This is a genomic window from Arthrobacter sp. TRD_SC_6 (genome assembly GCF_055361185.1).
In genome coordinates, this window is sequence record NZ_CM143953.1 from 1,852,616 (window position 1) to 1,879,286 (window position 26,671).

General features: G+C 64.3%; 23 protein-coding genes. 12 read left to right on the plus strand and 11 right to left on the minus strand.

Annotated features, from left to right (window positions below; all coding sequences use genetic code 11):
• Positions 1-51 precede the first annotated feature (51 nt).
• From ACWA1U_RS08995 to ACWA1U_RS09005, 3 genes are read left to right on the plus strand one after another with little or no spacing between them, the layout of a single operon-like run.
• Positions 52-1,287 (plus strand): AI-2E family transporter, encoded by a 1,236-nt coding sequence (locus ACWA1U_RS08995; RefSeq protein ID WP_463721869.1) that lies wholly within the window; start codon positions 52-54, stop codon positions 1,285-1,287.
• A 56-nt stretch (positions 1,288-1,343) separates the two neighbouring features.
• On the plus strand, positions 1,344-2,540 hold the full coding sequence (gene ilvA / locus ACWA1U_RS09000; RefSeq protein WP_463724990.1) for a threonine ammonia-lyase: 1,197 nt from the start codon (positions 1,344-1,346) through the stop codon (positions 2,538-2,540).
• Between the two features lies 1 nt (position 2,541).
• Positions 2,542-3,120 (plus strand): rhomboid family intramembrane serine protease, encoded by a 579-nt coding sequence (locus tag ACWA1U_RS09005; protein WP_463721870.1) that lies wholly within the window; start codon positions 2,542-2,544, stop codon positions 3,118-3,120.
• Between the two features lie 12 nt (positions 3,121-3,132).
• Here the strand turns inward: ACWA1U_RS09005 and greA are convergent, their stop codons facing one another.
• Both greA and ACWA1U_RS09015 read right to left on the minus strand, forming a co-directional pair.
• Positions 3,133-3,624: a transcription elongation factor GreA gene (gene greA / locus ACWA1U_RS09010; RefSeq protein WP_463721871.1), complete on the minus strand. Its 492-nt coding sequence runs from the start codon at positions 3,622-3,624 to the stop codon at positions 3,133-3,135.
• A 218-nt stretch (positions 3,625-3,842) separates the two neighbouring features.
• Positions 3,843-4,295, minus strand: a complete 453-nt coding sequence (locus tag ACWA1U_RS09015; RefSeq protein WP_463721872.1) for a DUF4307 domain-containing protein — start codon at positions 4,293-4,295, stop codon at positions 3,843-3,845.
• 185 nt (positions 4,296-4,480) lie between these two features.
• Between ACWA1U_RS09015 and mca the strand changes: the two genes are divergently transcribed.
• Positions 4,481-5,380 (plus strand): mycothiol conjugate amidase Mca, encoded by a 900-nt coding sequence (gene mca, locus ACWA1U_RS09020; RefSeq protein ID WP_463724991.1) that lies wholly within the window; start codon positions 4,481-4,483, stop codon positions 5,378-5,380.
• Between the two features lie 68 nt (positions 5,381-5,448).
• Positions 5,449-5,805: a hypothetical protein gene (locus ACWA1U_RS09025; RefSeq protein WP_463721873.1), complete on the plus strand. Its 357-nt coding sequence runs from the start codon at positions 5,449-5,451 to the stop codon at positions 5,803-5,805.
• Positions 5,806-5,816: 11 nt separating this feature from the next.
• On the opposite strand, the gene trhA is transcribed toward ACWA1U_RS09025, so the two are convergent.
• Complete coding sequence (trhA, locus tag ACWA1U_RS09030) at positions 5,817-6,557, minus strand: PAQR family membrane homeostasis protein TrhA (RefSeq protein ID WP_463721874.1); 741 nt, start codon at positions 6,555-6,557, stop codon at positions 5,817-5,819.
• Between the two features lie 140 nt (positions 6,558-6,697).
• Between trhA and ACWA1U_RS09035 the strand changes: the two genes are divergently transcribed.
• A complete protein-coding gene (locus ACWA1U_RS09035; protein ID WP_463724992.1) occupies positions 6,698-7,459 on the plus strand; it encodes an isoprenyl transferase in 762 nt (253 codons plus the stop codon).
• A 364-nt stretch (positions 7,460-7,823) separates the two neighbouring features.
• Positions 7,824-9,152, plus strand: coding sequence for a PhoH family protein (locus ACWA1U_RS09040; protein WP_463724993.1), 1,329 nt, complete (start codon positions 7,824-7,826; stop codon positions 9,150-9,152).
• A 4-nt stretch (positions 9,153-9,156) separates the two neighbouring features.
• On the opposite strand, the gene ACWA1U_RS09045 is transcribed toward ACWA1U_RS09040, so the two are convergent.
• Positions 9,157-9,900 (minus strand): hypothetical protein, encoded by a 744-nt coding sequence (locus ACWA1U_RS09045; protein WP_463721875.1) that lies wholly within the window; start codon positions 9,898-9,900, stop codon positions 9,157-9,159.
• A gap of 59 nt (positions 9,901-9,959) precedes the next feature.
• Between ACWA1U_RS09045 and ACWA1U_RS09050 the strand changes: the two genes are divergently transcribed.
• From ACWA1U_RS09050 to ACWA1U_RS09060, 3 genes are all read left to right on the plus strand, one after another.
• Complete coding sequence (locus tag ACWA1U_RS09050; protein ID WP_463721876.1) at positions 9,960-10,463, plus strand: prepilin peptidase; 504 nt, start codon at positions 9,960-9,962, stop codon at positions 10,461-10,463.
• A 5-nt stretch (positions 10,464-10,468) separates the two neighbouring features.
• Complete coding sequence (locus ACWA1U_RS09055; RefSeq protein ID WP_463721877.1) at positions 10,469-10,939, plus strand: NUDIX hydrolase; 471 nt, start codon at positions 10,469-10,471, stop codon at positions 10,937-10,939.
• A 306-nt stretch (positions 10,940-11,245) separates the two neighbouring features.
• On the plus strand, positions 11,246-16,732 hold the full coding sequence (locus tag ACWA1U_RS09060) for a rhamnogalacturonan lyase family protein (protein ID WP_463721878.1): 5,487 nt from the start codon (positions 11,246-11,248) through the stop codon (positions 16,730-16,732).
• 152 nt (positions 16,733-16,884) lie between these two features.
• On the opposite strand, the gene ACWA1U_RS09065 is transcribed toward ACWA1U_RS09060, so the two are convergent.
• The 3 genes from ACWA1U_RS09065 to ACWA1U_RS09075 form a co-directional block, all read right to left on the minus strand.
• Positions 16,885-18,321 (minus strand): class II fumarate hydratase, encoded by a 1,437-nt coding sequence (locus tag ACWA1U_RS09065; protein WP_463721879.1) that lies wholly within the window; start codon positions 18,319-18,321, stop codon positions 16,885-16,887.
• A 38-nt stretch (positions 18,322-18,359) separates the two neighbouring features.
• Complete coding sequence (locus ACWA1U_RS09070; RefSeq protein ID WP_463721880.1) at positions 18,360-18,998, minus strand: carbonic anhydrase; 639 nt, start codon at positions 18,996-18,998, stop codon at positions 18,360-18,362.
• 81 nt (positions 18,999-19,079) lie between these two features.
• On the minus strand, positions 19,080-19,664 hold the full coding sequence (locus ACWA1U_RS09075; protein ID WP_463721881.1) for a DUF4245 domain-containing protein: 585 nt from the start codon (positions 19,662-19,664) through the stop codon (positions 19,080-19,082).
• A 150-nt stretch (positions 19,665-19,814) separates the two neighbouring features.
• Between ACWA1U_RS09075 and glpX the strand changes: the two genes are divergently transcribed.
• Positions 19,815-20,852, plus strand: a complete 1,038-nt coding sequence (glpX, locus tag ACWA1U_RS09080; RefSeq protein ID WP_463721882.1) for a class II fructose-bisphosphatase — start codon at positions 19,815-19,817, stop codon at positions 20,850-20,852.
• 95 nt (positions 20,853-20,947) lie between these two features.
• A complete protein-coding gene (locus ACWA1U_RS09085) occupies positions 20,948-21,988 on the plus strand; it encodes a lipid II:glycine glycyltransferase FemX (RefSeq protein ID WP_463721883.1) in 1,041 nt (346 codons plus the stop codon).
• On the opposite strand, the gene manA is transcribed toward ACWA1U_RS09085, so the two are convergent.
• The 4 genes from manA to ACWA1U_RS09105 are packed head-to-tail and all read right to left on the minus strand — an operon-like array spanning position 21,957 to position 26,627.
• A complete protein-coding gene (manA, locus tag ACWA1U_RS09090) occupies positions 21,957-23,309 on the minus strand; it encodes a mannose-6-phosphate isomerase, class I (RefSeq protein WP_463721884.1) in 1,353 nt (450 codons plus the stop codon). The genes ACWA1U_RS09085 and manA overlap by 32 nt on opposite strands.
• A 14-nt stretch (positions 23,310-23,323) precedes the next feature.
• Positions 23,324-24,922, minus strand: a complete 1,599-nt coding sequence (locus ACWA1U_RS09095; RefSeq protein ID WP_463721885.1) for an LCP family protein — start codon at positions 24,920-24,922, stop codon at positions 23,324-23,326.
• Entirely contained in the window at positions 24,919-25,419 is a 501-nt protein-coding gene (purE, locus tag ACWA1U_RS09100; RefSeq protein ID WP_463724994.1) for a 5-(carboxyamino)imidazole ribonucleotide mutase, read from the minus strand. The genes ACWA1U_RS09095 and purE overlap by 4 nt, the downstream gene beginning before the upstream one ends.
• Before the next feature lie 35 nt (positions 25,420-25,454).
• A complete protein-coding gene (locus ACWA1U_RS09105; protein WP_463721886.1) occupies positions 25,455-26,627 on the minus strand; it encodes a 5-(carboxyamino)imidazole ribonucleotide synthase in 1,173 nt (390 codons plus the stop codon).
• Positions 26,628-26,671 lie beyond the last annotated feature (44 nt).

Genomic DNA, 26,671 nt, shown 5'->3' on the forward strand with positions numbered 1-26,671 from the left:
CGCAATTGAGACACGGACTGATCGCGCTTCAGCCTGTGGAAAGATTGATCCATGACGCGTCCATCGCGGGGTGAATCGCAACAAGACTTCCAGGGTGCGTTTACCGCGCCCACGGTGCGCCCGGTGCGCGACGACGTCCCTTACGCACTCCGGGTGAGCGCGGCCTGGGCCTGGCGCGTGGGGCTCCTGATTGTCGTCGTCGGGGTGCTTATCTGGCTGCTGAGCCACGTCTCGCTCCTCGTGATCCCCCTGATGATCGCGGGCCTTCTCTCCAGCCTCCTGACCCCGGTGGTTACCGCACTGCGCAGGCGGCGGGTACCCAGCGGTGTAGCGGTGGCCATAACTATTCTGGGCTTCCTGGCGCTGGTCGGGGCCACGCTCTCACTTGTGGGCCAGCAGCTTGCCGCCGGGTTCGCGAATCTCTGGGACGAAGCACTCGCCGGGATCCAGCAGATCCAGGACTGGCTTTCAGATGGTCCGCTGCACCTGACATCCGCGCAGATTGACACCTTTATCGATGAGGCAGCTGCCGCCGTCGAGAACAACAGCGGCGTCATCGTCAGCGGCGCGCTCTCCTTCGGCAGCAGTGCAGGCCTCTTCCTTGCTGGTTTGCTCCTGACGGTGTTCGCTCTGATTTTCTTCCTGCACGACGGCGAGCGCATCTGGCGCTTCGCCGCCGGGTTGGCCCCGCGCCGGGCACGCGACGCCGTTAGGGGAGCGGGCCTGCGTGGTTGGACCTCCATGGCCAACTACGTACGCGTCCAGATCCTGGTCGCATTCATCGATGCCTTCGGGATTGGCCTTGGTGCCGCGATCATCGGGGTGCCCCTGGTGCTCCCGCTGACGGTGCTGGTGTTCCTCGGCTCATTCATCCCCATTGTGGGGGCGCTGTTCACCGGCATGGTCGCCGTTCTTCTGGCCCTGGTCGCCAATGGCTGGGTCAACGCCCTCGTGATGCTGGCAATCGTCCTGGTGGTGCAGCAGGTCGAGGGACACGTCCTGCAGCCGTTCGTCATGGGCCGGGCCGTTTCACTTCACCCGCTCGCGGTGGTGCTCGCCGTCGCAGGCGGCTCCCTCCTTGCCGGCATTCCCGGTGCACTCTTCTCCGTTCCGTTGTTGGCCATCCTCAACACGGTCGTCCGCTATATCGCCGCACGCTCCTGGGAAACCGATCCGGCCCTGGGAGGCCCACCTCACTACCCTGAACCGGGTGCTGCGTCCCAAGTTGTGTCTCCTGCCGGTGATCTCGCCGGCCCGGGGACTCCCACGAAAGAAGCATCCACGTGACCACCGATCTCGCCCAACTGGCAGTAACCCTCGAGGATGTCCTCGCAGCCCAAAAGATGCTCGACGGCGTCATCGCCTACACCCCGATCGAGGACTCCCGCGCGCTAGGACGCCTGACCGGATCGAAGGTTTCGTTGAAGTGCGAGAACCTGCAGCGGGCCGGATCCTTCAAGGTGCGCGGGGCCTACGTCCGGATGGCCAGGCTCTCCCAGGAGGAGCGAGCCCGTGGAGTGGTGGCCGCATCGGCAGGAAACCACGCGCAGGGCGTTGCGGTGGCCGCGAGCAGGCTCGGAATCCAGGCCCGCATCTACATGCCGCTCGGCGTGGCGCTGCCCAAGCTTGCCGCCACCCGCGGACACGGTGCCGAGGTGGTGCTGCACGGCCACAATGTGGATGAAGCACTGACGGAGGCCAAACGCTACGCCGACGAGACCGGTTCCGTCTTCGTCCATCCCTTCGACAATGTGGACGTGGTGGCCGGCCAGGGAACCATCGGCCTGGAAATCCTCGAGCAGGTGCCCGACGTCGACACCATCCTGATGGGGGTCGGCGGCGGAGGCCTGCTGGCCGGCGTCGCTGTCGCCGTGAAGGCCCGGGCACGCGAACTTGGTCGGGAGATCCGCATCATCGGTGTCCAGGCTGAGAATGCTGCCGCCTACCCGCCGTCGCTCGCTGCCGACGCACTCGTTCCCCTCACGAAGGTTTCCACCATCGCCGACGGCATTGCAGTCGGCCGGCCCGGCCAGTTGCCGTTCTCGATCATCAAGGAACTGGTCGACGACGTCGTGACCGTCAGCGAGGATTCGCTGGCCCGTGCGCTGATCTTCCTCCTTGAGCGTTCAAAGATGGTCGTGGAACCTGCTGGTGCGGTGGGCGTTGCAGCCCTGCTCGACGGCAAACTGACCGAGAACGGCGCAAACCCGGGCAACACCGCCGTCGTACTCTCTGGCGGAAACATCGACCCGATGCTGATGCTCAAGGTCATCCAGCGCGGCCTTGCGGCTGCGGGACGTTACCTCGTGGTGCGCATGCTGCTCGACGACCGTCCCGGCTCGCTTGCCACCATCTCCAGGATCATCGCCGAGTCCGACGCAAACGTGACCGGCGTGGACCACACGCGGGTCGGCGGTTCGATCAGCATGGGAGACGTTGCGATCACCATCAACATGGAGACCAAGGGCGAGGAACACTGCGAACAGGTCCTGAACAACCTCCGGGCGGAAGGCTTCCATCCCGTCGTCATCCAGGGCTGACATGCTTGCGCAGAGGGCAAAGGGTGGCTTGCTGGCAGTGACAGTCTTTGTCGGTGTGCTCTGGGCTGTCCACCTTCTCAATGCGCTGACGGGCTTCATTGCCATCCGTTTCCTCGCCATTGAACCCCGACAGTTTGACGGGCTCGACGGAGTGCTTTTCGCGCCGTTTCTCCACGCCGATGCCGGGCACCTTTTCAGCAACACGCTCCCGTTGCTCGTGCTGGGGTTCCTTGCGTTCCTCGACGGTGCCAGGCGGTTCGCCACAGCGCTGGGACTGAGCTGGCTGACCTCGGGGATCGGTGTGTGGATCTTCGGGGGAGGGCTAACCATAGGCGCATCCGGCGTGGTCTTCGGACTACTCGCCTACCTCCTGGTCCGCGGGTTCTACAACCGGGACTGGAAGCAGATAGCGCTCGCCTTCGTCCTGTTCCTGATGTACGGCTCGCTGCTGTGGGGTCTGTTGCCGCAGTTCAACTCCAACATCTCCTGGCAGGCGCACGTCTTCGGCGCGTTCGGTGGATTGCTGGCGGCGCTCATACTGAAAAAGCGGCCCACTCCCTCAGGAGTAGGCCGCTTCTAACAGAACAGGCGCTTAGCCGGAGTAAGGCTTGGCGGAAATTACTTCCACCGCGATGTCCTTGCCATTGGGCGCCGTGTAAGTAACTTTGTCCCCGCCCTTATGGCCCTGGATAGCCGCGCCAAGCGGAGACCTCTCGCTGTAGACGTCGATGTCTGTATCACCGGCTACTTCGCGGCTGCCGAGCAGGAACGTGGACTTTTCGCCGGCGATCTTCGCCACAACCAGCATGCCGGGCTCAACAATGCCGTTGTCCTCCGGCGCTTCGCCCACGTGGGCGTTGTTGAGCAGCTCGGTCAGCTGGCGGATACGTGCCTCGGCCTTGCCCTGCTCCTCCTTGGCAGCGTGGTAGCCGCCATTCTCCTTAAGGTCACCCTCGGAGCGTGCCTGTTCGATGCGGGCAACAATCTCGGTGCGGCCTGGACCGGACAGGTGCGCCAGCTCATTCTTCAGGCGGTCGTAGGACTCCTGCGTGAGCCACGCGACGGATGCGCTGTTGGTGGACACGGTATCTCCTTAGTTGCGTCGAAGCCCTCAACGGGGTTCGGCTGGAAACTTTGCTTTCGATGCAGGCGGGTTCATTGCAAGCATCAACAAGCAAAGACCCCGCCTGCGTGGTCTCTTCCGGGGAAGGGCAACCGACTGGGGCGGGGCGGAACGTATCAAATCATTATAGTCAGCGTGCTTGAAATACCCAATAACGGCGAGGAGTGTGTGCAGGCCCGTTAGGAGTCCGCAATTATCCAGCAGGCATTGACGCCGCCGCTTACACCGAGGGAGTCCGTGCGCACCTCTGGCGCGTGCGATGTGGTGCGGCCATCTCCCGTTCCCTCTCCGACCTGAGTGGGGGGAATGGTAATCACGGTCCAGCCCACGATCGCGTAGGACTCGTTCAACACCTGGACCGCGCATTGGGCAGTCGCTTCGGGGCTCTTGGTGACCTCGAAGTCCACCCGTGCCAGGGCGGGTGAGTCTATGTCGAAGCCCACGTCCTTGGAGGAAACGGCAGGGTTGCCCGCCGAGAGGCTGAACACTGCGGTGCCGGCAACGGCCGCCCCGAGTGCTGCCCAGATCAGCCAACGACGGCGGGAGGGAGACCGCGCTCCCGAGGGCCGGGCAGGCTTGGGGGCACCGTAGCGATTGGCTACTCTAGGTACTGGTGCATGGTCGGTGCTCATCAGTTTCTATTTTACGTTGTTTATTGTGGCGCCTCTTGTGGTGTTGCTTGGCAGTGTGATGGCCCGGCCAACTGCGCTTCACCACTACACGCTTACTGACCGCGGCAGACTGCCGCTGGCAGAACCAGATACTCCAGGAGCATTCAGTGCCCAGCCCGGAAAACGCCACCGACACTACGGCGTCCATACCAGCCGACGACGGCGGCTTCCGCCTTCTAGCGGTCCACGCACACCCTGACGACGAGTCGAGCAAGGGCGCTGCAACGATGGCCAGCTATGCGGCCGCCGGGGTCCGTGTGATGGTGGCAACCGCAACGGGTGGGGAGCGTGGCGACATCCTCAATTCCCAGCTGGGAGAGAATGCCCAGGCGAGCCGGGACTTAGCCGGACTGCGGCGCCTTGAAATGGCCGCCGCAGCTGATGCGCTGGGCGTTGAGCATCGCTGGCTCGGTTTCGTCGACTCGGGGCTGCCCGAGGGTGACCCCCTGCCGCCCCTGCCCAACGGGTGCTTCGCCCTCCAGCCGCTCGAGCGTGCGGCCGCCCCGCTGGTGCGGCTCGTCCGCGAGTTCCGGCCGCACGTCATTCTCAGCTACGACGAGAACGGCGGTTACCCGCACCCTGACCACATCATGGCCCACAAGATCGCAGTCGAAGCTTATGAGGCGGCCGGCGATGCTACCCGCTATCCCGGCCTCGGGGAGCCCTGGGCGCCGTCGAAGCTCTACTACGACCGCGCTTTCAACCCGGAGCGGTTCCGTGCGCTGCACTTTGCCCTGGAAGAGGCCGGGCTCCAGTCGCCTTACGCGGAACGGATCGCTGCCTGGCTGGAGGCCGACGCCGAGGGCCACCAGCCAGCCATGCCCACTCACCAGACCACCACGCAGATTGACTGCGGCGATTTCTTCGAGCACAGGGAGAAGGCACTGCTTGCGCACGCAACGCAGGTGGAACCGGGCGGATTCTTCTTCGCGGTTTCAGCGGACTTGCAGCGGAAGGTCTGGCCCTGGGAGGACTACTCCCTGATTCACTCACGGGTGCCTCAGGAGCTTCCGGAGAGCGATTTCTTCGCGGGTATTGAGGTCTAGACTGGGATTGCGCGTTTCCTATGCGGCTACACCCTGACCGCAACTCCCCTTGAAAGTGGTGCTCTGCAGTGTTCCCCCTGCTCCTCCTGGCCGCAACGGTCACCCCTGCTCCGGGTGATGAGCCAACGCTCCGGCCCGGGTTGGACCCCGCAGAGGTGACCCCCGGTACCCTCGGGTTCCTGGCGACGCTGTTCCTGGTCATCGCGGTGATCTTCCTGATCCGCGACATGGTCAAGCGGATCCGCCGGGTGCGGTACCGGGCCATGGCTCTGGAAGGAACTCAGGACGGCACTCAAGAAGGAACCGGCACGGCTACCCCGGAAACAGCCGAGGGGCCAGGCGTTGGTCCGGCCGGGCAGCCCAACACCGATGTCCCCGGTGCTGACCGCCCTGTACCCGGTGGCAAGCACGGACCACACAGCTAGCTATTGAACCGTCAGAGCGGATTCAGCACGGCAATCAGGATGGCCAGGAAGTGCGCGGCAAAAGCGGCGACCGTGAAGGCATGGAACAGCTCGTGGAACCCGAACCATGCCGGGCTCGGGTTCGGGCGCTTCAGACCGTAGACCACCGCCCCGGCGATGTAGAGCACTCCACCGACGCAAATCAGCACAGTGGCCGGGACGCTCGCAGCCAGGAAGTCCGGGAGAAACAGCAGGGCGGCAAGGCCCAGGGCGATGTAAATGGGCACATAGAGCCACCGCGGAGCATTGACCCACAGCACCCGGAAGAGGACGCCAGCTATGGCGCCGCACCAGATCAGCCAGAGCAGCAGCGTGGCCTTGTCACGCTCAAGCAGAGCCCAGGAGAGCGGCGTGTAACTGCCGGCAATCACCAGCATGATGTTGGTGTGATCGAGTCGTTTGAGGACCACTTTGGTGCGGGGCTGCCAGTTTCCGCGGTGGTACACAGCGCTCACCCCGAACAGCAGTACGCCGGTGATCGCATAAATCGCTGAGGTCACCTTGCCCGCGGTGGTGGGTGCGAGAGTCACCAGGAGAATTCCGGCCGCGATAGCCAGGGGCGTTGCCCCGGCGTGTATCCAGCCACGCCATTTCGGTTTGATGTCCAGGGCGTCGGCTGCCCGTTCCACTGCCGACTCAAGCGGCCCCGGTTGAGGAGCCGATTCATGGCGCCTTAAAGGGACGGCGGATTCGCCGCTGTTGCGTCGGGTCATGGGCGTTATCCTAATCGACCCCACGCTTAGTTACTAACGGGTAACAAGCGGATTCTCCGCGCTTTCAGGTTCTCCTCGACCCCTACCGGTACGGTAGTGGTGGCTCCCGATACACAACCGAAGGAAGGGTGGACACCGCCGTGAAGTTTCCGTCGTTCGCCTACAACTTCTACGAACGCAAGTTGCAGCGTTCACTGGTATCGGACCGCATTCCACACCACATCGGGGTCATGGTTGATGGCAACCGGCGGTGGGCGAAACTAGCGGGCGCCCCCACGCAGCACGGGCACCAGGCTGGCGCTGACAAGATCCTCGAGTTCCTCGGCTGGTGTGATGAGCTGGGCGTGGAGATGGTGACCCTCTACATGCTCTCCACCGACAACATGAGCCGCTCCGCCGAGGAGATCGAGCAACTGCTGGACATCATCGGCAACACGCTGGACCGATTGGGGGAGACCCGGAAGGTACGCGTTCAACCCGTGGGTGCGCTGGACCTGCTGCCGGAACACCTTGCATCCAAGGTCACCGAGCTCGCCGAGCGCACGGCGTGTATTGAGGGCTTGCACGTCAATGTCGCCGTCGGGTATGGGGGGCGGAGGGAAATAGTCGACGCCGTAAAGGAACTCCTCCTCCACGCTGACAAGGAGAACTCCTCCCTGGTTGAGGTAGCCGAGAATCTCGACGCCGGCCAGATCTCCGAATACCTCTACACCCGCGGACAGCCTGACCCGGATCTGGTGATCCGGACCTCCGGTGAACTGCGACTCTCCGGCTTCCTGATGTGGCAAAGCGCGTACAGCGAGTTCTATTTCTGTGAAGCGCTCTGGCCGGACTTCAGGCGGGTTGATTTCCTCCGCGCCCTGCGCGATTATGGCAGGCGGCAGCGCCGGTTCGGGTCGTGAAACGCCGCTGAATTTCCCCTGGCGCACGGGACGTACCAGTTCACCTGAATTTCACGCGACACGCCCACCCGGGTGGGTGCCGCCGTCGTCGTCGCTGAGCGTATTGTCAGTTTCAGCAGCTAAGCACCCGCTTTTCTGCCGGGGAGGCCACCAATGCAGACGACGTGCTCCACAGCACACGCGCTGAGAAGGGGAGGCCGTGCGCGGCCGCCAGGCCAGCCCGACTCACCCAAGCCCTAGGAATTCCTGGGCGCGAGTCGCCCGGGGAAGTGGAGTTGAAGTGGCCGCATCTCGCACAACCCAGCGATCCGCAACAGAAGCCTTTGATACCAGCAAGGCCCGCCGAGCAGCACAGGACGAACAAGTGCTCGCAGAGGTGGGCCTTTCTGCTGTCGAAAGCCTTGGCAGCCGAAGCTACGTGATTGACACCTCGGTGCTGTTGTCCGATCCGCGCGCCATCATGCGCTTTGCCGAGCACGAGGTGATCCTGCCTATCGTGGTGATCACTGAGTTGGAAGGTAAACGCCACGACCCTGAGCTGGGCTACTTCGCGCGCAAGGCGCTCCGACTGCTGGATGAGCTGCGCGTAGAACATAACGGTCTGAGCAAGGCCATTCCACTGGGGGCTGATGGCGGGACGCTGCGCGTTGAGCTCAATCATGTATCCACCGAGGTGCTTCCCGTCGGATTCCGCAGCGGCGATAATGACTCGCGCATCCTTGCCGTTGCGAAGAATCTCTCCGATGAGGGCCGGAACGTCACCGTCGTCTCCAAGGACCTGCCGATGCGCGTGAAGGCTTCGGCGATGGGCCTGCAGGCGGACGAGTACCGCAACGAACTTGTACGGGATTCCGGCTGGACCGGCGTGGCTGAGCTGGACACCGAGGACGACGACGTCGACACCCTCTACACGCACGAGCCCGTGTTCCTGCCTGCCGCCGCCGAGCTTCCTGCGAACACCGGGGTCATCCTGCATTCCGGCAAGGGCTCCGCGCTGGGCCGGGTGGGCGCCGACAAGCAGATTCGTCTGGTCCGCGGAGACCGGGATGTGTTCGGGCTACACGGGCGGTCCGCCGAGCAACGGCTGGCGATCGACCTGCTGATGGATCCTGAGGTGGGCATCGTTTCACTCGGAGGGCGCGCCGGAACCGGCAAGTCCGCGCTGGCGCTGTGTGCGGGGCTCGAAGCCGTGCTGGAGCGCCGGGAACACCGGAAAGTCGTCGTGTTCCGCCCGCTGTATGCAGTGGGTGGCCAGGAACTGGGTTATCTGCCAGGAAGCGAGAGCGACAAGATGAACCCCTGGGCCCAGGCGGTTTTTGACACGCTTGGAGCCCTGGTCTCGCAGGAAGTAGTCGAAGAGGTCATGGACCGCGGAATGCTTGAGGTGCTGCCGCTGACACACATCCGTGGCCGGTCGCTGCACGATTCGTTCGTGATTGTCGATGAGGCGCAGTCGCTTGAGAAGAACGTCCTGCTGACGGTGATGAGCCGCATCGGGCAGAACTCGAAGATTGTCCTCACCCACGACGTCGCACAGCGGGACAACCTCAGGGTTGGCCGGCACGACGGCATTGCCGCCGTCGTCGAAACCCTCAAAGGCCATCCCTTGTTCGGGCACATTACGCTGACACGTTCGGAGCGCTCACCGATCGCAGCCCTCGTGACGGAGCTCCTGGAAGGGGCGGAGGTCTAACCGCTCAGAGGACCTGCCACGGCATGTGTTCGCGGATGTCCGTGAGCGAGGGCGGAGCGTCGATGAACAGGTCATCCACCATGTACTCGTCGACGCCGTTGATGGCCACCCGGTGTCCGCAGCCGGCGAGGTCGCCGTCCAGGGCAGTGGTAGACACGCAGATTGCCGTGGCGATGTCGATTACTACCCGGGTGCGGCCTGCGCCGATCAGCGGGCGGCCCGGCGTGTTGGGCTGGTAGGAGACGTTCGGTGTCACGGTCGCCGCCAATGCGTCCCGACCGCCATAGGTCTCGTTGGCGACATCTACCAGCTCCACCCGGTTGGCGAATGGCGTCGCAAAAGGTACCGGCGAATCCCCGGCCAGTTCCACGGGGTCGAGCATGGCGGTCCAGCGCGGATCACCGAACGCCGGATCGCCGTAGGCTGCCTGGGGGCGGCGGTGGACGTAGCCGACGTCGTTATAGACGGGTGTGACCAGCCGCGGCGCCACCAGCCAGGACTTCTTGCTGGCGCTAACATAAAGCGAATCGCGCGAGTTCTCATTGCCGGTGCTGCTGTGGAGGAGTTTGCCGTCCGCTGCCTCGACCCGCAGGGCGGCCGGCCGCCGGACCCATGCGCGCAAGGGAGCAGACTCGCCCTCCTGGGTCACCCATGACACGGCGAACCGCAGCGTTTCCCATCGCCACGGCGAGGATCGGCAGAGGGAGCGAAATACATCCGCCGGGTTGGAACTGCTGGAAGCCGACATATCCACAGTGTAGTCACGCTTGTTGCAGGGCGACCTGAGTTCTCCGCTACGGTAAGCACATGCTGGCTGTGATGGGGGAGTACTGGGACGCCGTGCCCGTCGCGTTCTGGTTCTGTGCGGCAGCACTGGTGCTCCTGATCGTGGTCGGGGTACGGCTGAGCGTCATCGACATACGCACGCACCGCCTGCCCAACCGAATCGTATTTCCCTCCTACCCCGCCGCCGGTTTCCTGCTGGTCGCCGCTGCGCTCACCGCCCAGGACTGGGGACGCCTCGTCTCCCTTGCCGGCGGCGCCGTCGTCCTCTGGGTCTTCTACTTCATCCTGCGGCTTATCTACCCGGCCGGTATGGGGTTCGGCGACGTGAAGCTGGCCGGGCTGTTGGGACTCTACCTGGGCTTCGCCGGTTGGCCGGCGCTGCTGTGGGGTACGTTCGCGGCGTTCCTGTTGGGCGGATTGTGGGGAGTGCTCCTCATCGCGAGCCGCCGCGGGACCGCAAAGTCCGCCATACCCTTCGGCCCGTTCATGATCGCCGGCGCCGGGGTGGTGCTCGCGTTAGGCTGAGCATCATGCCCACGCCCGACTTCGTGTTGAACTTACGCTCCAAAATCGGACACGAGCCGCTCTGGCTCCCGGGCGCTGCGGCGGTGGTGTACGACGACGACGGCCGCGTCCTCCTCGGACGGCGCGCCGACACCGGCCAATGGACGCTCATCACCGGGATTATCGACCCCGGTGAGCACCCCGCGCAGGCAATGGCGCGCGAGGTGCTCGAGGAAACCGGGGTGACCGTGGAGGTGGAGCACCTGGTGAGTGTCGACGTCGTCGGCCCCGTCACTTTCCCGAATCAGGACGTATGCACGTTTCTCAGCCTGGTCTTCCGCTGCCGTTACGTCTCCGGTGAGGCCCGGGTGAATGACGACGAATTATCCGAAGTGGGCTGGTTCGACGTCGACGCACTGCCGGCACTGAACCAGCTGCACCGACGCCATGCGGAAACGGCGCGCTACTCGACGGGCGTGCCTGACTTCGTCCGCTGACTTCGGCTGGCTCCCGCCACTGTTAAGCTGGCGAACCTCGTCGTCAGGTACTTGGTGAGCCTGCTCGTGAACATTCCCCCGAAGACCGCAACTCCGCCGCGGCCGCGGCAGGCCCGTAACCAATGCGGTCGTGTCCGCCTAGAAAACGCTTTCCATCTTTTCGTCATTTTGCTTGTATGTGACCGCTATCACCGTTAGGCTGGCTGAGCTGGGCGTGAATCGTTTCATTAATGAATCGATTCAGACATTGAACCAGCGCTCGTACCACCCGGACGATTTCACTGTCGAAACAGAAGGTGTGATTCCATGACCCTCGGATCTCTGCGCGCAACCCCCGTGCGCACGCTGATCGCGGGGACCGCCATATTCGGTCTCTGTGTAACTACTACACCAGCCATAGCGGCTGATCCACCCACTACCTGGTCCTTCGATTTCGGAACCAGCGCAAGTCCCGTCGCGGAAGGCTGGACAGGGATAGCCGAATCGAACCGGTATTCGGCGGAAACCGGGTACGGCATTGTTCCCGCTGACTCAATCGCTCCGATCTCCCGCGCCCGCACGACGGAGCCTGCTGATCCCCTGAAGAATGATTTTGTGCTCGCCACCGCCTGGGGGTTCGCGGTGGATGTACCGAACGGCGCTTACAGCGTTCGCGTCCTTTCGGGCGATCAGCTTCCCGGCACCAGCACCACGAAAACGAATGTCAGCCTGGAAGGAGCGCCCGCTGGAACCGTTCAGGCACGGCAGGCCGTCTCCGAGCAGACCTGGCAGACCACGGTCGAGGACGGCCAGCTCACCATCGGCCTCACCGGGGAAGGTGCGGGCGCCTATGTAAACGGCATTGTGGTCACTTCAGTTGAAGCAGAGCCGGAGCCCGAGCCGGAGCCCGAGCCCGAGCCCGAAGAGCCTGTGTCCGCGCTCGCCGCGCCGCAGTCCGTGCGGATGTCCAACGTAACCGGGGAGGCAGTCACTCTTCGCTGGAACGAGGTCAGTGGAGCAACCGGTTATGTCGTCACGCGTGCCGAGACGGCCAGCGGACCATACACGAAGGTAGGGGAGACAGCCGAGCGCGTGGTCTACCTCACCGATCCCGTCGACACCACCAAGGCCCACTTCTACAAAGTGCAGGCGCGTGGCGCAGATGGGCTCTCACCGTCGTCGGCTGTTGCTGTCTCAAGCCTCAGCGGCGACGCACCAACCCTCCCGGACAGCGGCGTCCTCTCCTTCGATCTCGGCAGCGGGCAAACCGCGCCAGGAGCCGTCCGTATCGATGCGACGACGGCCTACACGGCCGGGAACCGCGCCGGATTCGTCGACGTATCGAAGGTCACTGCAACCGACCGCGGTACTGCAGATGCCACCCGCTCGGATTTCGCCACCGTGGGCGACACCGAGTTGGTGGTTGACCTGCCAAACGGCAACTATTCGGTTGACCTCATCGCCGGTGACGCCCAGGGCGCTACTGACATTGCGATCATTGCCGAACAGATGAACAAGGTGCAGCAGACCGCGAAGCCCGCGGGCGAATACCTGGAAATGGCCTTCGACATCGCCATTGTCGACGGACAACTGAACCTTGATTTCGGGGGCACTGCCGCTAACCTCAACTCGCTTGTCCTCACCCAGAAGACTCCCAGCGAAGCCGGTACCGAACCGACCGCCTGGATAACCGGTGACTCCACCGTCCAGAGCTACACAGCCGACTTCGTCCCACAAGCCGGTTGGGGTCAGATGATCGACCGCTTCCTCTCGGATGAGGTGACGGTCGAAAACAAGGCCATCGGCGGGCGCAGTGCCAAGAACTTCATCAGCCAGGGCCGCCTCGACGAGGTGCTGCTGGACATTCGTCCCGGCGATTACCTGTTCGTGCAGTTCGGCCATAACGACAACAGTTACGGCGTCGATGACCGCTGGGCAGCTCCGGGTGACTACTACGAGTACCTTCGCACCTTCGTTGACGGTGCCACACAGCGCGGTGCAACGCCGGTGATCGTCACCCCGGTTTCCCGCCGGTCCTACAACGCCGAGGGCGAAGCGAACGTTTCCTTCCCCCAGTACGTCGAGGCGGCGTCGGGCCTTGCCGCTGAAACCGGCACTCCGCTCGTGGACCTGTCGGCATCCAGCCGGGCCTACCTCACCGAAATCGGTGCGGAGGCCGCAAAGTCAGTGTTCCTGCACGTGCCCGCCGGCGTGTACGCTAACCGTCCCAACGGAACAGTGGATGACACCCACTTCCAGGAATACGGCGCCATTCAGATGGCCCGACTGGTAGCTACCGACGTGGCCAAGCTGGACATCCCGCTTGCCGCAGAGGTCGAAGCGGTTGAGCCTCCCGCCGAAGTTCCGGCGGCACCCACAGGGGTGGTAGCCGGAAGCGTTTCCAACGCCGGCGCCCAGCTGACCTGGGACGCCGTGGAAGGCGCCGACATCTACAAGATCTTCGTGAAGAAGGCCGACGACGGCGACGAAGCCTATGCACTCATGACCACGTCGACGCTTCCGCTGGCTTCGGTTGGCGGCCTCGATGAGGGCGAGTCCTACGACCTTCGTGTCGTGGCCGTCAACGGGCGGGGTGACTCCGCGCCGTCGCAAGCGGTACGCATCACCACCAAGGCTCCGCTCTACAAGTTCGACGTTCAATTGGCGGGCAACCCGCTGATGCCGGGCTACACCGAGGTGAACCTTGGATCGGTCTACACCGAGGACATCGGGTGGGGGTTCCTTTCAACCGCCGGCATGGGCGGCCGCGACCGCGGAAACAACTTCGATCCGCCGCCCACCGACCTCGAGCGTGACTTCCTGCTGCCAAGTCCCACCCACGAATTCGTTGTTGACGTCCCGAACGGCTCCTACGCCGTAAAGACCTACAACGGTGACTGGATCGGAACCAGCCGGTCCAACGTGCAGATCGAAGGCAGGGACTTCGGCGCGTCGAACGCGGGCCGCGGTGCTGTTTCGCAGAAGATCAGCCAGCCGGTCCTGGTGACCGACGGGCAGATCAATCTTGTGATGACCGGGGCGTCCTCGCGCCTGAACGGCATCGAGATCACGCCGCTGCTGCTCGCACCGACGAATCTCGCTGCCGACGACGTCACAATCGACGGCAGCTCCGTCGCCGTATCGCTGAGCTGGAGCGGGAACGACGACGCCACAGCCTACCGTGTGTACCGTCAGTCCGCAGGAGCTGCCAGCCCTGAGGCGCTCGGGGACGTGGACGGAACGTCATTCGTTGACACGACCGCTGACATCGGCCTCGAGTACGTCTATACGGTGGTTGCACTGGACGCGGCCGGAGCTGAGTCCGTTCCCTCGAACGCGCTGCAGCTGACCACGGTTGATGAGGATGTTGCGAAGGCTCCCGTTCCCACGGACCTGGCGGTCGGTGAGGTGAACAAGAACGACGTCACCATCACCTGGAAGCCTTCTGAGGGCGCCTTGTTCTACCAGGTGTTCCGTGCGGATCCGCTGCCCGACGGCTCGGTTGGTGAGCTGAAACTGGTAGGGCGCGCAGAGGAACCCACCTACAAGGACACCGACGTGCTGACAACAGTGGAGTACGTCTACGCGGTTGGGGCTGTCAACGCCGGCGGTGTCTCAGAAAAATCCGAAACCGTCACCTCACCCGCTGTCACCACCCTGGTGCGGCAGGCCGAGCGGCTCGACCGCTCGCCGGTCGCCGTGGCGTCCGAAGAAGGCATCTACGTTGGCTGGCGCATGCTGGGCCTGGATCCCGAGGAAATCGGGTTCCACGTCTACCGCGACGGCGATCGCATCACCACCGAGCCGGTCACCGACAGCACCAACCTGCTCGACGCCGACGGCAACGCCGATGCAACCTACCGCATCAGCACAGTGGTGAACGGCACTGAGCGCTGGGCCACCGAGGACTTCTCGGTCTGGGACTCCCAGACACTTGATATCCCGCTGGACAAGCCGGCTGATGCCTACACGAAGGACGGCCAGCCCTACAGCTACCGTGCCAACGACGCATCGATCGGTGACCTCGACGGAGACGGCGAGTACGAGATAGTCCTCAAGTGGGATCCGAGCAACTCGCAGGACAACTCCCGGGCCGGCTACACGGGCAACGTGTATGTCGATGCCTACAAGCTCGACGGCACCCGCCTGTGGCGCATTGACCTGGGCAAGAACATCCGGGCCGGCGCACACTACACGCAGTTCCAGGTGTTCGACCTCGACGGCGACGGAAAGGCCGAGGTCACTATGAAGACAGCGGACGGAACCGTCGACGGAGCAGGAACGGTCATCGGCGACGCACGTGCCGACTACCGCAACTCAAGCGGCTACGTTCTCACCGGACCCGAATTCGTCACCGTCTTCAATGGCGCAACTGGTGCGGCAGTCGACACGACTGACTACATCCCTGCACGCGGCGACGTCGGTTCGTGGGGCGATGCCTACGGGAACCGGGTTGACCGCTTCCTGGCCGGCGTCGCGTACCTCGACGGTGAGAAGCCGAGCGTGATCTTCAGCCGCGGTTACTACACCCGGACAGTGATCGCTGCGTACGATTTCGACGGCACCTCCCTCACCTCACGGTGGACCTTTGACTCCAACGAGTCAGGGGACGAGTACCGCGGGCAGGGCAACCACCAGTTCTCGGTTGCGGACGTCGACAACGACCAGAAGGATGAGATTGTCTTCGGGTCCATGACGATCGACGACGACGGCACGCCGCTCTACAACACGGGCCTCGGCCACGGTGACGCGCTGCATGTCTCCGATTTCGATCCGGCTCGGGCGGGGCTCGAAGTATTCGCTGCGCATGAGGACATCGGCGCCTCGGGCGGTACCGGGGCAACGTTCCGGGACGCTGCGACCGGTGAGGTGCTGTGGTCCATCCCGGCTACACGCGACACCGGCCGTGCAGCCATGGCGGACATCGATCCGCGTCACGCCGGCGCGGAGGGCTGGGCCATCGGCGGCGACGCCGCCTGGAACTCCCGTGTTGGACAGGTGCGCGCCAGTGACGGAGAACTGCTTTCGGAGCAGATCCCCGCCGCCAACTTCCTGACCTGGTGGGATGGAGACCTCCTGCGGGAGATCACCGACCACGACTGGACGGAGGCAACCCGCACAGGCGTTCCGACGATCTCCAAATGGATTCCGGAATCCGGCACCTCCGAGGTGATCTACCGGGCTGACGGAACGTTGACCGGTAATGACACGAAGGGCACCCCTGCGCTGCAGGCGGATCTGTTCGGCGACTGGCGCGAAGAGATCGTGACGCGGACTGATGATTCAACCGCGCTGCGTATCGCCACCACTGTGAACGTCACCGATCACCGGTTGCGGACCCTGCAATCCGATCCGGTCTACCGGCTCGGCGTCGCGTGGCAGAACACTTCCTACAACCAGCCTCCTCACACCTCATACTTCCTGGGTGAGGGCATGGACCGCCCGGTCGCACCGAGCATTGCCTACACCGGTGACGAGCCGGCTCCCGGTGATCTCGTGAAGCCCAGCGACACGCCGGACGTCCCCGCAGAGGACGATCTGACGGAGGAGAACCAGCTTGACCTCGGCCTCGGCAAGCAGAAGTTCCCGCGCGGAGCTTCGGAGGTAACGCTGTCCAACCTCCCGGACGGCGAGTGGGTGCACGTCTACCTTCGCGAGGAATCGCTCGGGTGGCACCTGGTCTCCGCCGAGGGCACTGTGGCAGTAACCACGCCGGAGGGCACCAAGCCGGGTGACAACCGGCTGGTCATCCACACCGCAGGTGGAGAGCTGCTCGGTTGGGATCGGCTGAAGGTGGTAGGTCCCGCCCGCTAAGGCAACCAGTCCCTGGAATACAACGCGAGGGTCCGGATGGTTTACACCGTCCGGGCCCTCGCGTTTCACTGCCTGATCATCGACTCAACAGAAATAGCTGGAAATGGCGCTCGATAGTAGCTATTCCTGCTGAGTCGATTGGCAACGACGAATTACTGCGGCGGCCGCGTCATGGAGAGGACGTCCAGCGCTTCGTCCAGCTGCGCCTCGGTCAGTTCACCGCGCTCGACATAACCGAGTGCGACGACGGCCTCCCGCACCGTGAGCCCCTCTGCTACGGCCTTCTTGGCGATCTTCGCCGCGTTCTCGTAGCCGATGTACTTGTTGAGCGGCGTGACGATCGAGGGGGAGGCCTCGGCCAGGAAACGCGCACGCTCCTCATTGGCCGTCAGGCCGTCGATCATCTTGTCGGCCATGACCCGGCTGGTGTTGGTGAGCAGGCGGATGGATTCCAGCAGGTTCGCAGCCATCACGGGGATTCCGACGTTGAGCTCGAACGCTCCGTTGGTGGAGGAGAGGGCAATGGTGGTGTCATTGCCGATGACCTGGGCTGCGACCATGATCGCGGCCTCGCAGATCACGGGGTTGACCTTGCCGGGCATGATCGACGAGCCCGGCTGAAGATCCGGAATCGCGATCTCGCCAAGGCCCGTGTTGGGTCCTGATCCCATCCACCGCAGATCGTTGTTGATCTTCATGAAGGAGTAGGCGATGTTGCGCAGCTGCCCGGAGGCCTCGATGAGCCCGTCGCGGTTGGCCTGGGCCTCGAAGTGGTTGCGAGCCTCGGTCAGCGGTAGCCCGGTGTCCCCGGCGAGGAGCTCGATCACGCGGGCAGAGAAGCCGGCCGGGGTGTTGATGCCGGTGCCGACGGCTGTGCCGCCGAGGGGAACCTCGGCGACCCGGGGGAGGGAAGCGTTGATGCGTTCGATTCCATAGCGGACCTGCGCTGCGTAGCCCCCGAACTCCTGGCCCAGCGTCACGGGGGTGGCGTCCATCAGGTGGGTGCGGCCGGACTTGACGACGCCCGCGAACTCCTCAGCCTTCCGCTCAAGCGATTCCGCGAGGTATTCAAGCGCGGGAATCAGGTCATTGATCAGCGCTGAAGTGGCAGCAACGTGCACCGATGTTGGAAACACGTCATTGGAGGACTGCGAGGCATTGACGTGGTCGTTCGGGTGGACCACCTTGTCGCTGCCGCCAGCCTTCAGCGCACGGGTTGCGAGTTCAGCGATGACCTCGTTGGTGTTCATGTTCGAGGATGTCCCGGAACCGGTCTGGAACACGTCAATCGGGAAGTCGCCGTCGTACTTCCCGGCAGCCACCTCATCTGCCGCCGATTCGATGGCCCGCGCGAGATCGGCGTCGAGCACACCGAGTTCGGCATTGGCCGTCGCGGCCGCTTTCTTGATCCGCGCCAGAGCCTCGATATGGGCCGGCTCAAGGGTTTTGCCGGAGATGGGGAAATTCTCCACGGCGCGCTGCGTCTGTGCACGGTAGAGCGCCTTGGCGGGAACCCTCACCTCACCCATGGTGTCGTGTTCTATGCGGTATTCGAGGTTGGCAGGGTTGTCCGGGGTCTCAGTCGTCATGGGCCAATTCTCGCCCGTGGCTCGGCGCGCCCACAAATTCAGCTAAGCGCTGGCGGGCCCTGCGTTGCGGAACCGAAGTCAGCTACCAGCTCCGCCTTGCCCTCCTCGAGCCGGTAGGCAACACCGACGACGGCGGTAGCCCCCTGGTCAACGGCGTCGCTCAGCACGCGGGAGGAATCAACCAGGCGGCTGGCGGTCTGCTTGATGTGCTCAACCACTGTCCCGTTGACGTCCGTTACCCCGTTGCGGCGCGAGGTGAGCACCGAGGGTGTGATCCGCTCGACCAGGTCCCGGATGAAGCCGGGAGGCATGCTGCCGCTGTCTATGGCGCTCATGGTTGCCGCAACCGCACCGCAGGAATCATGACCGAGGACAATGATGAGCGGAACATTCAATACGCTCACGCTGTACTCAAGCGAGCCGAGAACGGCGTCGTCGATCACCTGGCCGGCCGTACGCACCACGAAGATGTCACCGAGGCCGACGTCGAAGATGATCTCTGCTGCCAGCCGGGAATCGGAGCAGCCGAAGATGACCGCGTACGGGTTCTGGGTTTCCACCAGCGAAGCGCGGCGGGTTGCATCCTGGTTGGGATGGGAGGCTTCTGCGGAAATGAAGCGGGCATTTCCATCGCTCAGTTTCTGCCAGGCTTCCGCGGGAGTAAGTTGCGTGTTCACCCGATCACTGTACTTCGCGTCGATCCGGGTAGGCCGCTTCCATGACGAACCCTGAACCCGGCGCTTCCGGAGAGGGGTTCTCTAGAGTGAGTCCGCGACAGCTTCGCCGAGCACATCGAACTCCGCGAGGTCAGCGGTGCCGTTGAGAATCACGGTGAACCCACCAATCTCCGCGGTAAGGAAAGCATCACCCGAGGCGCTGTCGAGAAATTCCCAGGTGACGCCGTCGATCTCGCGTTGGCCGGAGGGTTGGGCCTCCTCGAGGCGCTGCGAGAGCCAGGTCGGGTTCGATTGATCTGTCTGGGTGACCTGGACGAACTGTTCACCCGGGGTGAGATATCCCACTTCCCAGAACCCGACGCCGTTGGCCGACGCACCGGTCCAACGGGCGAAATTCGCAGTCCAGCCATCCGGAAGTTCCGCCGCTACCGGTTGGTACCCGGCGGAGGCTTCCGCTTCCTCGGCCACGGTGGCGACGTCGATATCCCGGGTGTAGGTCTCGGCAGTGTGGGTGGGATTCAGCAGAACGACGAAGAAGACGAGCGCCAGGGTGACCGCGGTTGCGATGAGCATTCCCACCGCCGAAGCGTTGGCACGTTTGGCCTGCTTACTGGTGAGCACCGGAGTCACCGGTGCCTGCTGCTGGTTTTCCTGCGCATCACTCACACCTCCATTGTCACCCACGCTGCGTCCACCATCCCAACCAGGGAGCACCGGTCGCGCACCAACCGCGTACGTCACGGATCGTGGCTGCGGGGCTGGACCGCACTATGATTGGCGAAGAAGGAACCGTCTAATTCGATGATGAGGTAACACGTGTCCAACACCGCAAAGGCAGCGCAGTATTCCACCCTTTCACCGGCATTGGCGGTGGGGGATGACGAGCCGGACCGCAACCTTGCGCTCGAACTGGTGCGGGTGACCGAGGCAGCAGCAATTGCAGGCGGGCACTGGGTCGGATTCGGTGACAAGAACAAGGCTGACGGCGCCGCAGTGGACGCAATGCGCTCCCTCCTCTCAACGGTCCACTTCAACGGCGTGGTGGTCATCGGCGAGGGCGAAAAGGATGAAGCCCCCATGCTGTACAACGGCGAGCGCGTCGGCGATGGCAGCGGCCCCGAGTGTGATGTCGCTGTTGACCCCATCGACGGCACCCGCTTGACTGCACTCGGCATCAACAATGCGCTGGCCGTTCTGGCGGTCGCGGAGCGCGGCACCATGTTTGACCCCTCCGCCGTGTTCTATATGGAGAAACTGGTCACCGGACCGGAAGCTGCTGACATGGTGGATCTGCGGCTCCCCGTCAAGCAGAACCTGCACCTGATCGCGAAGGCAAAGGGCAAGCGGGTCAGCCAGATCAACGTGATGATCCTTGACCGCGACAGGCACCGCCCGCTGGTTCAGGAAATCCGCGACGCCGGTGCCCGCACCCGGTTCCTGATGGACGGGGACGTCGCAGGCGCCATCGCGGCCGCACGCGAAGGAACGGACATCGACGCATTGATGGGCATCGGCGGCACTCCTGAAGGCATCGTCGCGGCCTGCGCCATCAAGTCCCTGGGCGGTGTGATCCAGGGCCGCCTGTGGCCAACGAGCGACGACGAGAAGCAGAAGGCGCTCGACGCCGGACACGACCTCGACCGTGTGCTCTCCACCAATGACCTGGTGACCAGCGACAACTGCTACTTCGCTGCGACGGGAATCACCGACGGTGACCTGCTGCGCGGTGTCCGTTACAACAAGGGCAAGGTTCTCACCCAGTCGATCGTGATGCGCTCGAAGTCGGGCACCATCCGAGTGGTAGACGGCGAGCACCAGGCCCACAAGTGGGAGAGCTACGCGCGTATCAGCTAAGCTCCCATACCTCGCTAGCGCTCGGCGCGGGTCCCGGCACCGCGCGAGTCTCGCTGACGCTCGGCGCGGGTCCCTCGGCAAGTAGGCTGGTCTTCATGACTTTGTTGATCGACCTGTGCCGGGACCGTGCCGAATGGGACGCTGCCGTCAACTCCCTTGGCGGCCACCCCCAGCAACTGTGGGGGTGGGGTCAGACCAAGGCGCAGCATGGCTGGCAGGTCGATCGTTTGATCGTGAGCCGGGACGGCCGCAGGGTGGCGTGCGTCCAACTCCTCGTGCGCCGCCTGCCGTTTCCCTTCAAGGCGATGGTGTACATCCCGCGCGGCCCGGCATGCGCCGCCGAGGATGCACAACCGGTGTTGGAAACGGTGGCGGATCACGCCCGCGAAGCCTACGCAGGGTCCGTGCTGAGCATCGAACCAGACTGGGATGCGGATTCGGAATACTCCGGAGCCGTGCGGGCTGCCGGGTTCCGTCCCACGCAGAACACCATCCTGATCCCGCGGACCCTGATACTGGACCTCAGCCTCAGCGAGGACGAGCTGCTTGCGGGCATGTCCAAGAAGCACCGCCAGTACATCCGCAAATCGGGTCGCGAGGAACTGCAGTTTCGCGAGGTCACCCGGGAGGAACTTACCGACTGCCTTGCCGTGTACAGGGAAACGTCCGAGCGCGCGGGCTTCGGAATCCACGAGGACCGCTACTACCTGGACATCTTCGAGAACCTGGGGGACGCTTCGCCGGTCTTGGCAGCCTTCCAGGGCACCACTGTGGTCGCCTTCCTCTGGCTTTCGGCAAGCGGACACACGGCCTTCGAGCTGTACGGGGGAATGACCGAAGAAGGCGAGCGGCTGCGCGCCAACTACGCGTTGAAGTGGCTGGCGATCCAGAAGATGAAGGAGCGTGGCGTCCAGCGCTACGACTTCAACGGCCTGCTCAATGACGGCGTCTCGAAGTTCAAGATGGGCTGGGCCAAGCACGAGAACCTGCTGATGGGTACCTGGGACAAGCCGCTCTCGCCCCTTTACCCGGCGTACGCGAAGGCCATGCCGCTCGCGCGGCGCGGTCTCTCCGTCGGGAGGCGCACTCTTGCGGGGCTCAAGGCTAAGACAGCGTCCGTTCGTCCGCGCCCCTGAACGGTCCCAGCCCGCCTGGGTTGGAATCGGCCGCAGCGCCCACGGTGACGGCGAACGCGAGAGCGGAGCCGTCGTCGTCGTGCGTGGTGTCCGAGGCGCGCCTGACCATGACCGGCGACTCGTTCGCGGGGATGAACGCGCTCTCGCCGCGGTGCAGGAGCAGGTCACCCTTGGGGGAGTCGAGCACCACCGAACCCTGAACGACGACGACGACGGCAGCCCCGTTCTGTGCCAGCGGCACGTCGGCTGAGGCTGCACTGTCGCCAATCTCGACCGGCAATTCGATTCGCTGCAGCTGAAACTCGTCGAAGGGCGGGCAGTACAGTTCCTGGCCGAGGGGAGTCGGCTCAGGAGTGAGCAGGGGCAACTCGAGCGGCTCAAAGCCGACGGTCTTGAGCAGTTCAGTGAGGTCGACGTGCTTCGGGGTGAGCCCCCCGCGGAGCACATTGTCGGAGGAGGCCATGACCTCCACACCGAGCCCCTCAAGGTAGGCGTGCACGTTTCCCGCAGGCAGGTAGAGGGCCTGGCCCGGTTCAAGCCGGACGCGGTTGAGCAGCAGCGACACCAGGACACCAGGATCCCCAGGGTGGTGCCTGTTCAGCTCAAGTACCGTTGCGGCGGCTTCGGACAGGAGGGCGTCGTCGCCTTCAGTCAGCTCCGCCAGACCCTCCAGTACGCCGACGACGGCGTCCACCGCCGCCGTCGTCTCCGGGCCACCGGTGAGCAGCCGGGTGAACGCCTCGCGCAGGGCGCGTGCAGCCTCGGGGATGGAAAGGTCACGCACAACGGACTCGAGGATGGCCGGAGCCCGGCCGTTGTGCTGTCCGGCCAGCTTCACAAGCCGCGTGAAGATCTCAACGGACTGCGAAACCGGACGGAATCCGCACAGTGCTTCGAAGCCGGTGAGCGCGAAGATCAGTTCCGGTTTGTGGAAGGCATCCCGGTAGTTCCGGTGCGCTGCGTCCTGCGGGATACCTGCCGCATTCTCAGCAGCGAAACCCTCACGGGCCTGGACGAGGCTCGGGTGCACCTGAAGGGACAACGGGGCAGCCGCGGCGAGGATCTTCATCAGGAAGGGCAACCGGTCCCCGAACGCGGCGCGGCTTGGTGCACCGAGCGTCCGGTCCGGATCGGTCTTGATGAGGTCATCGAGCCCCAGATTCGTATCCCCATGACCGAGGACCACAGAAGGTGAATCGGGGTGGGCGCCGATCCAGAGCTCGGCCTCCGGTCCGCCGGACGGGCTGCGGTCCAGCAGTTCGGCGATGGCCGTGGTTGAGCCCCAGGCGTAGGGGCGCAGCGGGTTGTCGAGCTTGTACATCCAGTGTCCATTCCCTAAGCGGGGCTGCAGTCCCCATTGTCGGCCAGCAGAGATTCCAGTGTTGCCCAGTCCTGGTTGAGCGCCAGTTGGTGCAGGTACTCCTCGCTCAATTCACCGGGGGCGATCTGCGCCGGCAGGGAGCCGATCAGTGCCGCGCGTTCGATGGCCACTGACCCGGTAGCTCCGGTAGCTCCGGTAGCTCCGGAAGCTTCAGGGGACTCAGGGGAGGCCTGGGCGAGGGTTTCCTGCACCCGCTGGTGGATCTGGTCGAAGTCCGGGTAGGTGGAGAACAGGTCACCCGGCTCGCCGAAGTCAGGCGCACCGATGGTGAGGCGGCCGACGTCGTTGTTCTTCGCCTTCAACGCCAGGTCCACGAAGCTGCCCAGCTGATCTCGGGGAACGTCCGTCTCGACGATCTGCGTGCCGGCAGAGGCGATCTCCTGGAAGCGTGTGAGGACTGTTGCAGGGTCGAGCTGTGCGATCATCGCAGCCTGAACGCACTGCTGGCGGCGGATGCGGGAGTAATCGGTGGCATATTCGCGTGAACGCGCGTACCAGAGGGCATGGTAGCCGTCGAGGTTCTGCACGCCCGGCGCGATCCACTCCGATGGAGGGTTGTACCGCTTTGGTTCGGTACCGGGAATCTCCGTGGAGGTGATGGGCACCCAACCGCCGGCGTTGATGGTGATGCCGCCCATCGCGTCAACCAGCTGCTCGAAGCCGGCCATGTCCACGAGAATGTAGGCCTGCACCTCGATGCCAAGGATGCCGCTTGCGGCGTCCATCATGGCCTCCGCTCCAGGATCTTCCGCCTCCGGATAAATGTCCGGATAGTCCTGCGAGACCGTCGGGTACAGGCTGTTGATGATGCACTCGTTGCCGCAGTTGTATCCGTCCGGCCACAGCTCCCAAAGTGGCGACCCCTCCGAGAACGGCGCGTTCTGGAAGTCACGCGGAATGCTGAAAGTCACTGCGGCACCGGATTCGGCATCCACGCTGATGACGGAGATGCTGTCAGGGCGCCGCCCGGTGCGGTCCTCTCCGGCGTCGCCGCCCATGAGCAGGAAGTTGTAGCGGCCTTCAACGGGATCGAAGGCCGGTCCTGCCTGGAAGATGCTCCCGAACGTGCTCCGCCCAACGTTTAGCAGGTATGCGGCGTATCCGAGGCTGCCGCTGGTCAGCAGCATGAGCACGGCCAGGGCGGCTGCGACCGCCGGCCGCATGCCCCTGTTGAGGAGCGGCGGGCGGATGATGCGCAGCGTGTTGAGGAAGAGGAAAGCCCAGGCGATGGCAAGTATCACCAGCGCGGCGATCAGAACCAGCGACAGCCATTCGTGGGTCACAAGGCTCACCAGCGCCTGCCGGTTGACCACTGCGACGACGACGGCGGCAATCACCAGGAGCCAAGCCGCGAGCGTGACGCGCAGGGCACGTCTTCCGAGCCTGCGGTCGCCGGCAACGATCTGCGCGGAGCCGGGAATCAGCAGAGTGAGGATAAGGAGGAAGAAAGCACGTTTGGTCCGGATATGCGGCTGTGCCGACTCCGGGTAGCGCACCGGATCCGTGAGGAGGGTCCGCTCGGAGGGGCGCCCCGGGTGAACAGCCCGACTCATGCGCCGCCGTCGTTACTGCCTGCGCGGGCGCGCAGCGCGGCACCCTTGTCCAGCGCGGTCTGCCGCAGCGTGCGCGCGAACTCATTGAGCTGGCCGGACAGCTCCTGCGCCTGCGGCCCCTGACCGGAGGCGAGAATACGAACGGCGAGGAGCCCGGCGTTACGCGCGCCGCCAACGGACACGGTAGCCACCGGGATACCCGCTGGCATCTGCACGATCGAAAGAAGCGAGTCCATTCCGTCCAGGTGCTTCAGCGGCACCGGAACGCCGATCACGGGCAGTGTGGTCAGGGACGCCAGCATTCCGGGAAGGTGCGCGGCCCCGCCGGCACCCGCGATGATCACCCGCAGTCCCCGCCCGGCAGCCTCGCGCCCGTAGGCCACCATGTCCTCGGGCATGCGGTGGGCTGAGACGACGTCGGCCTCGTATGAAACTCCGAACTCATCGAGTGCCTGCGCAGCGGCTTCCATAACGGGCCAGTCGGAGTCCGAGCCCATGACGAGGCCCACTTGGGCCCCGGTAGGGGATTGGTTCACAGTGTTTCCTTTCCGGGGTCGCGTCCGTCCCGAAGGATGGCAGCGGCGCGTTCAGCACGCTCGGCGACCTGTGCGGTGGTCTCTCCCGGCAACGCCATCGCATTGACATGCCCGATTTTGCGCCCGGGACGGACACCCTTGCCGTAGGTGTGGATCTTCGCGGCAGGTTCGGCGCCCAGTGCGGCGGGGTAGGCACCGTACAGCTCGGGGTTATCACCGCCGAGGACGTTCTTCATCACCACGACACCGCCGGCAAGCACAGGGTCACCGAGTGGCAGTCCAAGCACCGCGCGCAGGTGCTGTTCGAATTGGCCGGTCACAGCGCCGTCCATGGTCCAGTGCCCCGAATTGTGCGGGCGCATGGCGAGTTCGTTGATGAGGAATCCGTGTTCAGAGTCCGGTACCTCGAACAGCTCGACGGCCATTACTCCGGTGACGTCGAGCTCCTCCGCGATCCGCATGGCTGCGTCCGCAGCGGCCTTCGCGCGCTCGTGGGGCAGTTCCTGGGCGGGGGCTATCACCTGGTCGCAGACACCATTGACCTGAATCGAGTGGACCACAGGCCAGGCCCGGATCTCGCCCTGCGACGACCGCGCAACGAGAGCTGAGAGTTCACGGGTGAAGGCGACCTTCTCTTCGGCGAGCAGTGGTGAATTGCCGAACCAGCCTGCTGCCTCGCTGACTGCAACTGCCGAGTCGATGATCCGTACGCCTTTGCCGTCGTAGCCTCCGCGCGGGGTCTTCAGCACCACTGGCCAGCCGATTGAGTCGCCGAATGTGCGCAACTGCTCAGGCGTTGAGACCGCAGTCCAGCGAGGGTTCGGCAGGCCAAGCCGGTCAATGGCGGCGCGCATCACCAATTTGTCCTGGGCGTGGCGGAGGGCTTCGGGCTGCGGGTGCACGTTGACGCCGGCGTCGACAAGTGCGCGCAAATGGTCGCCTGGGACGTGTTCGTGGTCGAAGGTCAGGACATCGACGCCGTCGGCGAACCGAAGCAGATCATCGAGGTTGGTGTAGTCCCCAACCGTCGAATGTGCCACTGCGGCTACGGCCGAAACATCGGGGCCTTCGGCGAGGACGCGCAGTTCAATACCAAGTTCGACGGCGGGAGGAGCCATCATTCGAGCCAACTGGCCGCCGCCCACCACACCAATTACGGGAAAAGTCACTCCTTCAGGGTACCCATAGCGGGGCTCGCCCCTACGATGTGACC

Excerpts from the sequence above, each read along its gene's own strand:
- ACWA1U_RS09065 (WP_463721879.1), bottom strand. The coding sequence starts at position 18,321 with ATGACGACTGAGACCCCGGACAACCCTGCCAACCTCGAATACCGCATA.
- ACWA1U_RS09060 (WP_463721878.1), top strand. The coding sequence starts at position 11,246 with ATGACCCTCGGATCTCTGCGCGCAACCCCCGTGCGCACGCTGATCGCG.
- ACWA1U_RS09055 (WP_463721877.1), top strand. The coding sequence starts at position 10,469 with ATGCCCACGCCCGACTTCGTGTTGAACTTACGCTCCAAAATCGGACAC.
- ilvA (WP_463724990.1), top strand. The coding sequence starts at position 1,344 with ATGCTCGACGGCGTCATCGCCTACACCCCGATCGAGGACTCCCGCGCG.
- ACWA1U_RS08995 (WP_463721869.1), top strand. The coding sequence starts at position 52 with ATGACGCGTCCATCGCGGGGTGAATCGCAACAAGACTTCCAGGGTGCG.
- ACWA1U_RS09095 (WP_463721885.1), bottom strand. The coding sequence starts at position 24,922 with ATGAGTCGGGCTGTTCACCCGGGGCGCCCCTCCGAGCGGACCCTCCTC.
- ACWA1U_RS09005 (WP_463721870.1), top strand. The coding sequence starts at position 2,542 with ATGCTTGCGCAGAGGGCAAAGGGTGGCTTGCTGGCAGTGACAGTCTTT.
- ACWA1U_RS09050 (WP_463721876.1), top strand. The coding sequence starts at position 9,960 with ATGCTGGCTGTGATGGGGGAGTACTGGGACGCCGTGCCCGTCGCGTTC.
- purE (WP_463724994.1), bottom strand. The coding sequence starts at position 25,419 with ATGGGCTCGGACTCCGACTGGCCCGTTATGGAAGCCGCTGCGCAGGCA.
- trhA (WP_463721874.1), bottom strand. The coding sequence starts at position 6,557 with ATGACCCGACGCAACAGCGGCGAATCCGCCGTCCCTTTAAGGCGCCAT.
- ACWA1U_RS09015 (WP_463721872.1), bottom strand. The coding sequence starts at position 4,295 with ATGAGCACCGACCATGCACCAGTACCTAGAGTAGCCAATCGCTACGGT.
- manA (WP_463721884.1), bottom strand. The coding sequence starts at position 23,309 with ATGTACAAGCTCGACAACCCGCTGCGCCCCTACGCCTGGGGCTCAACC.
- ACWA1U_RS09085 (WP_463721883.1), top strand. The coding sequence starts at position 20,948 with ATGACTTTGTTGATCGACCTGTGCCGGGACCGTGCCGAATGGGACGCT.
- ACWA1U_RS09045 (WP_463721875.1), bottom strand. The coding sequence starts at position 9,900 with ATGTCGGCTTCCAGCAGTTCCAACCCGGCGGATGTATTTCGCTCCCTC.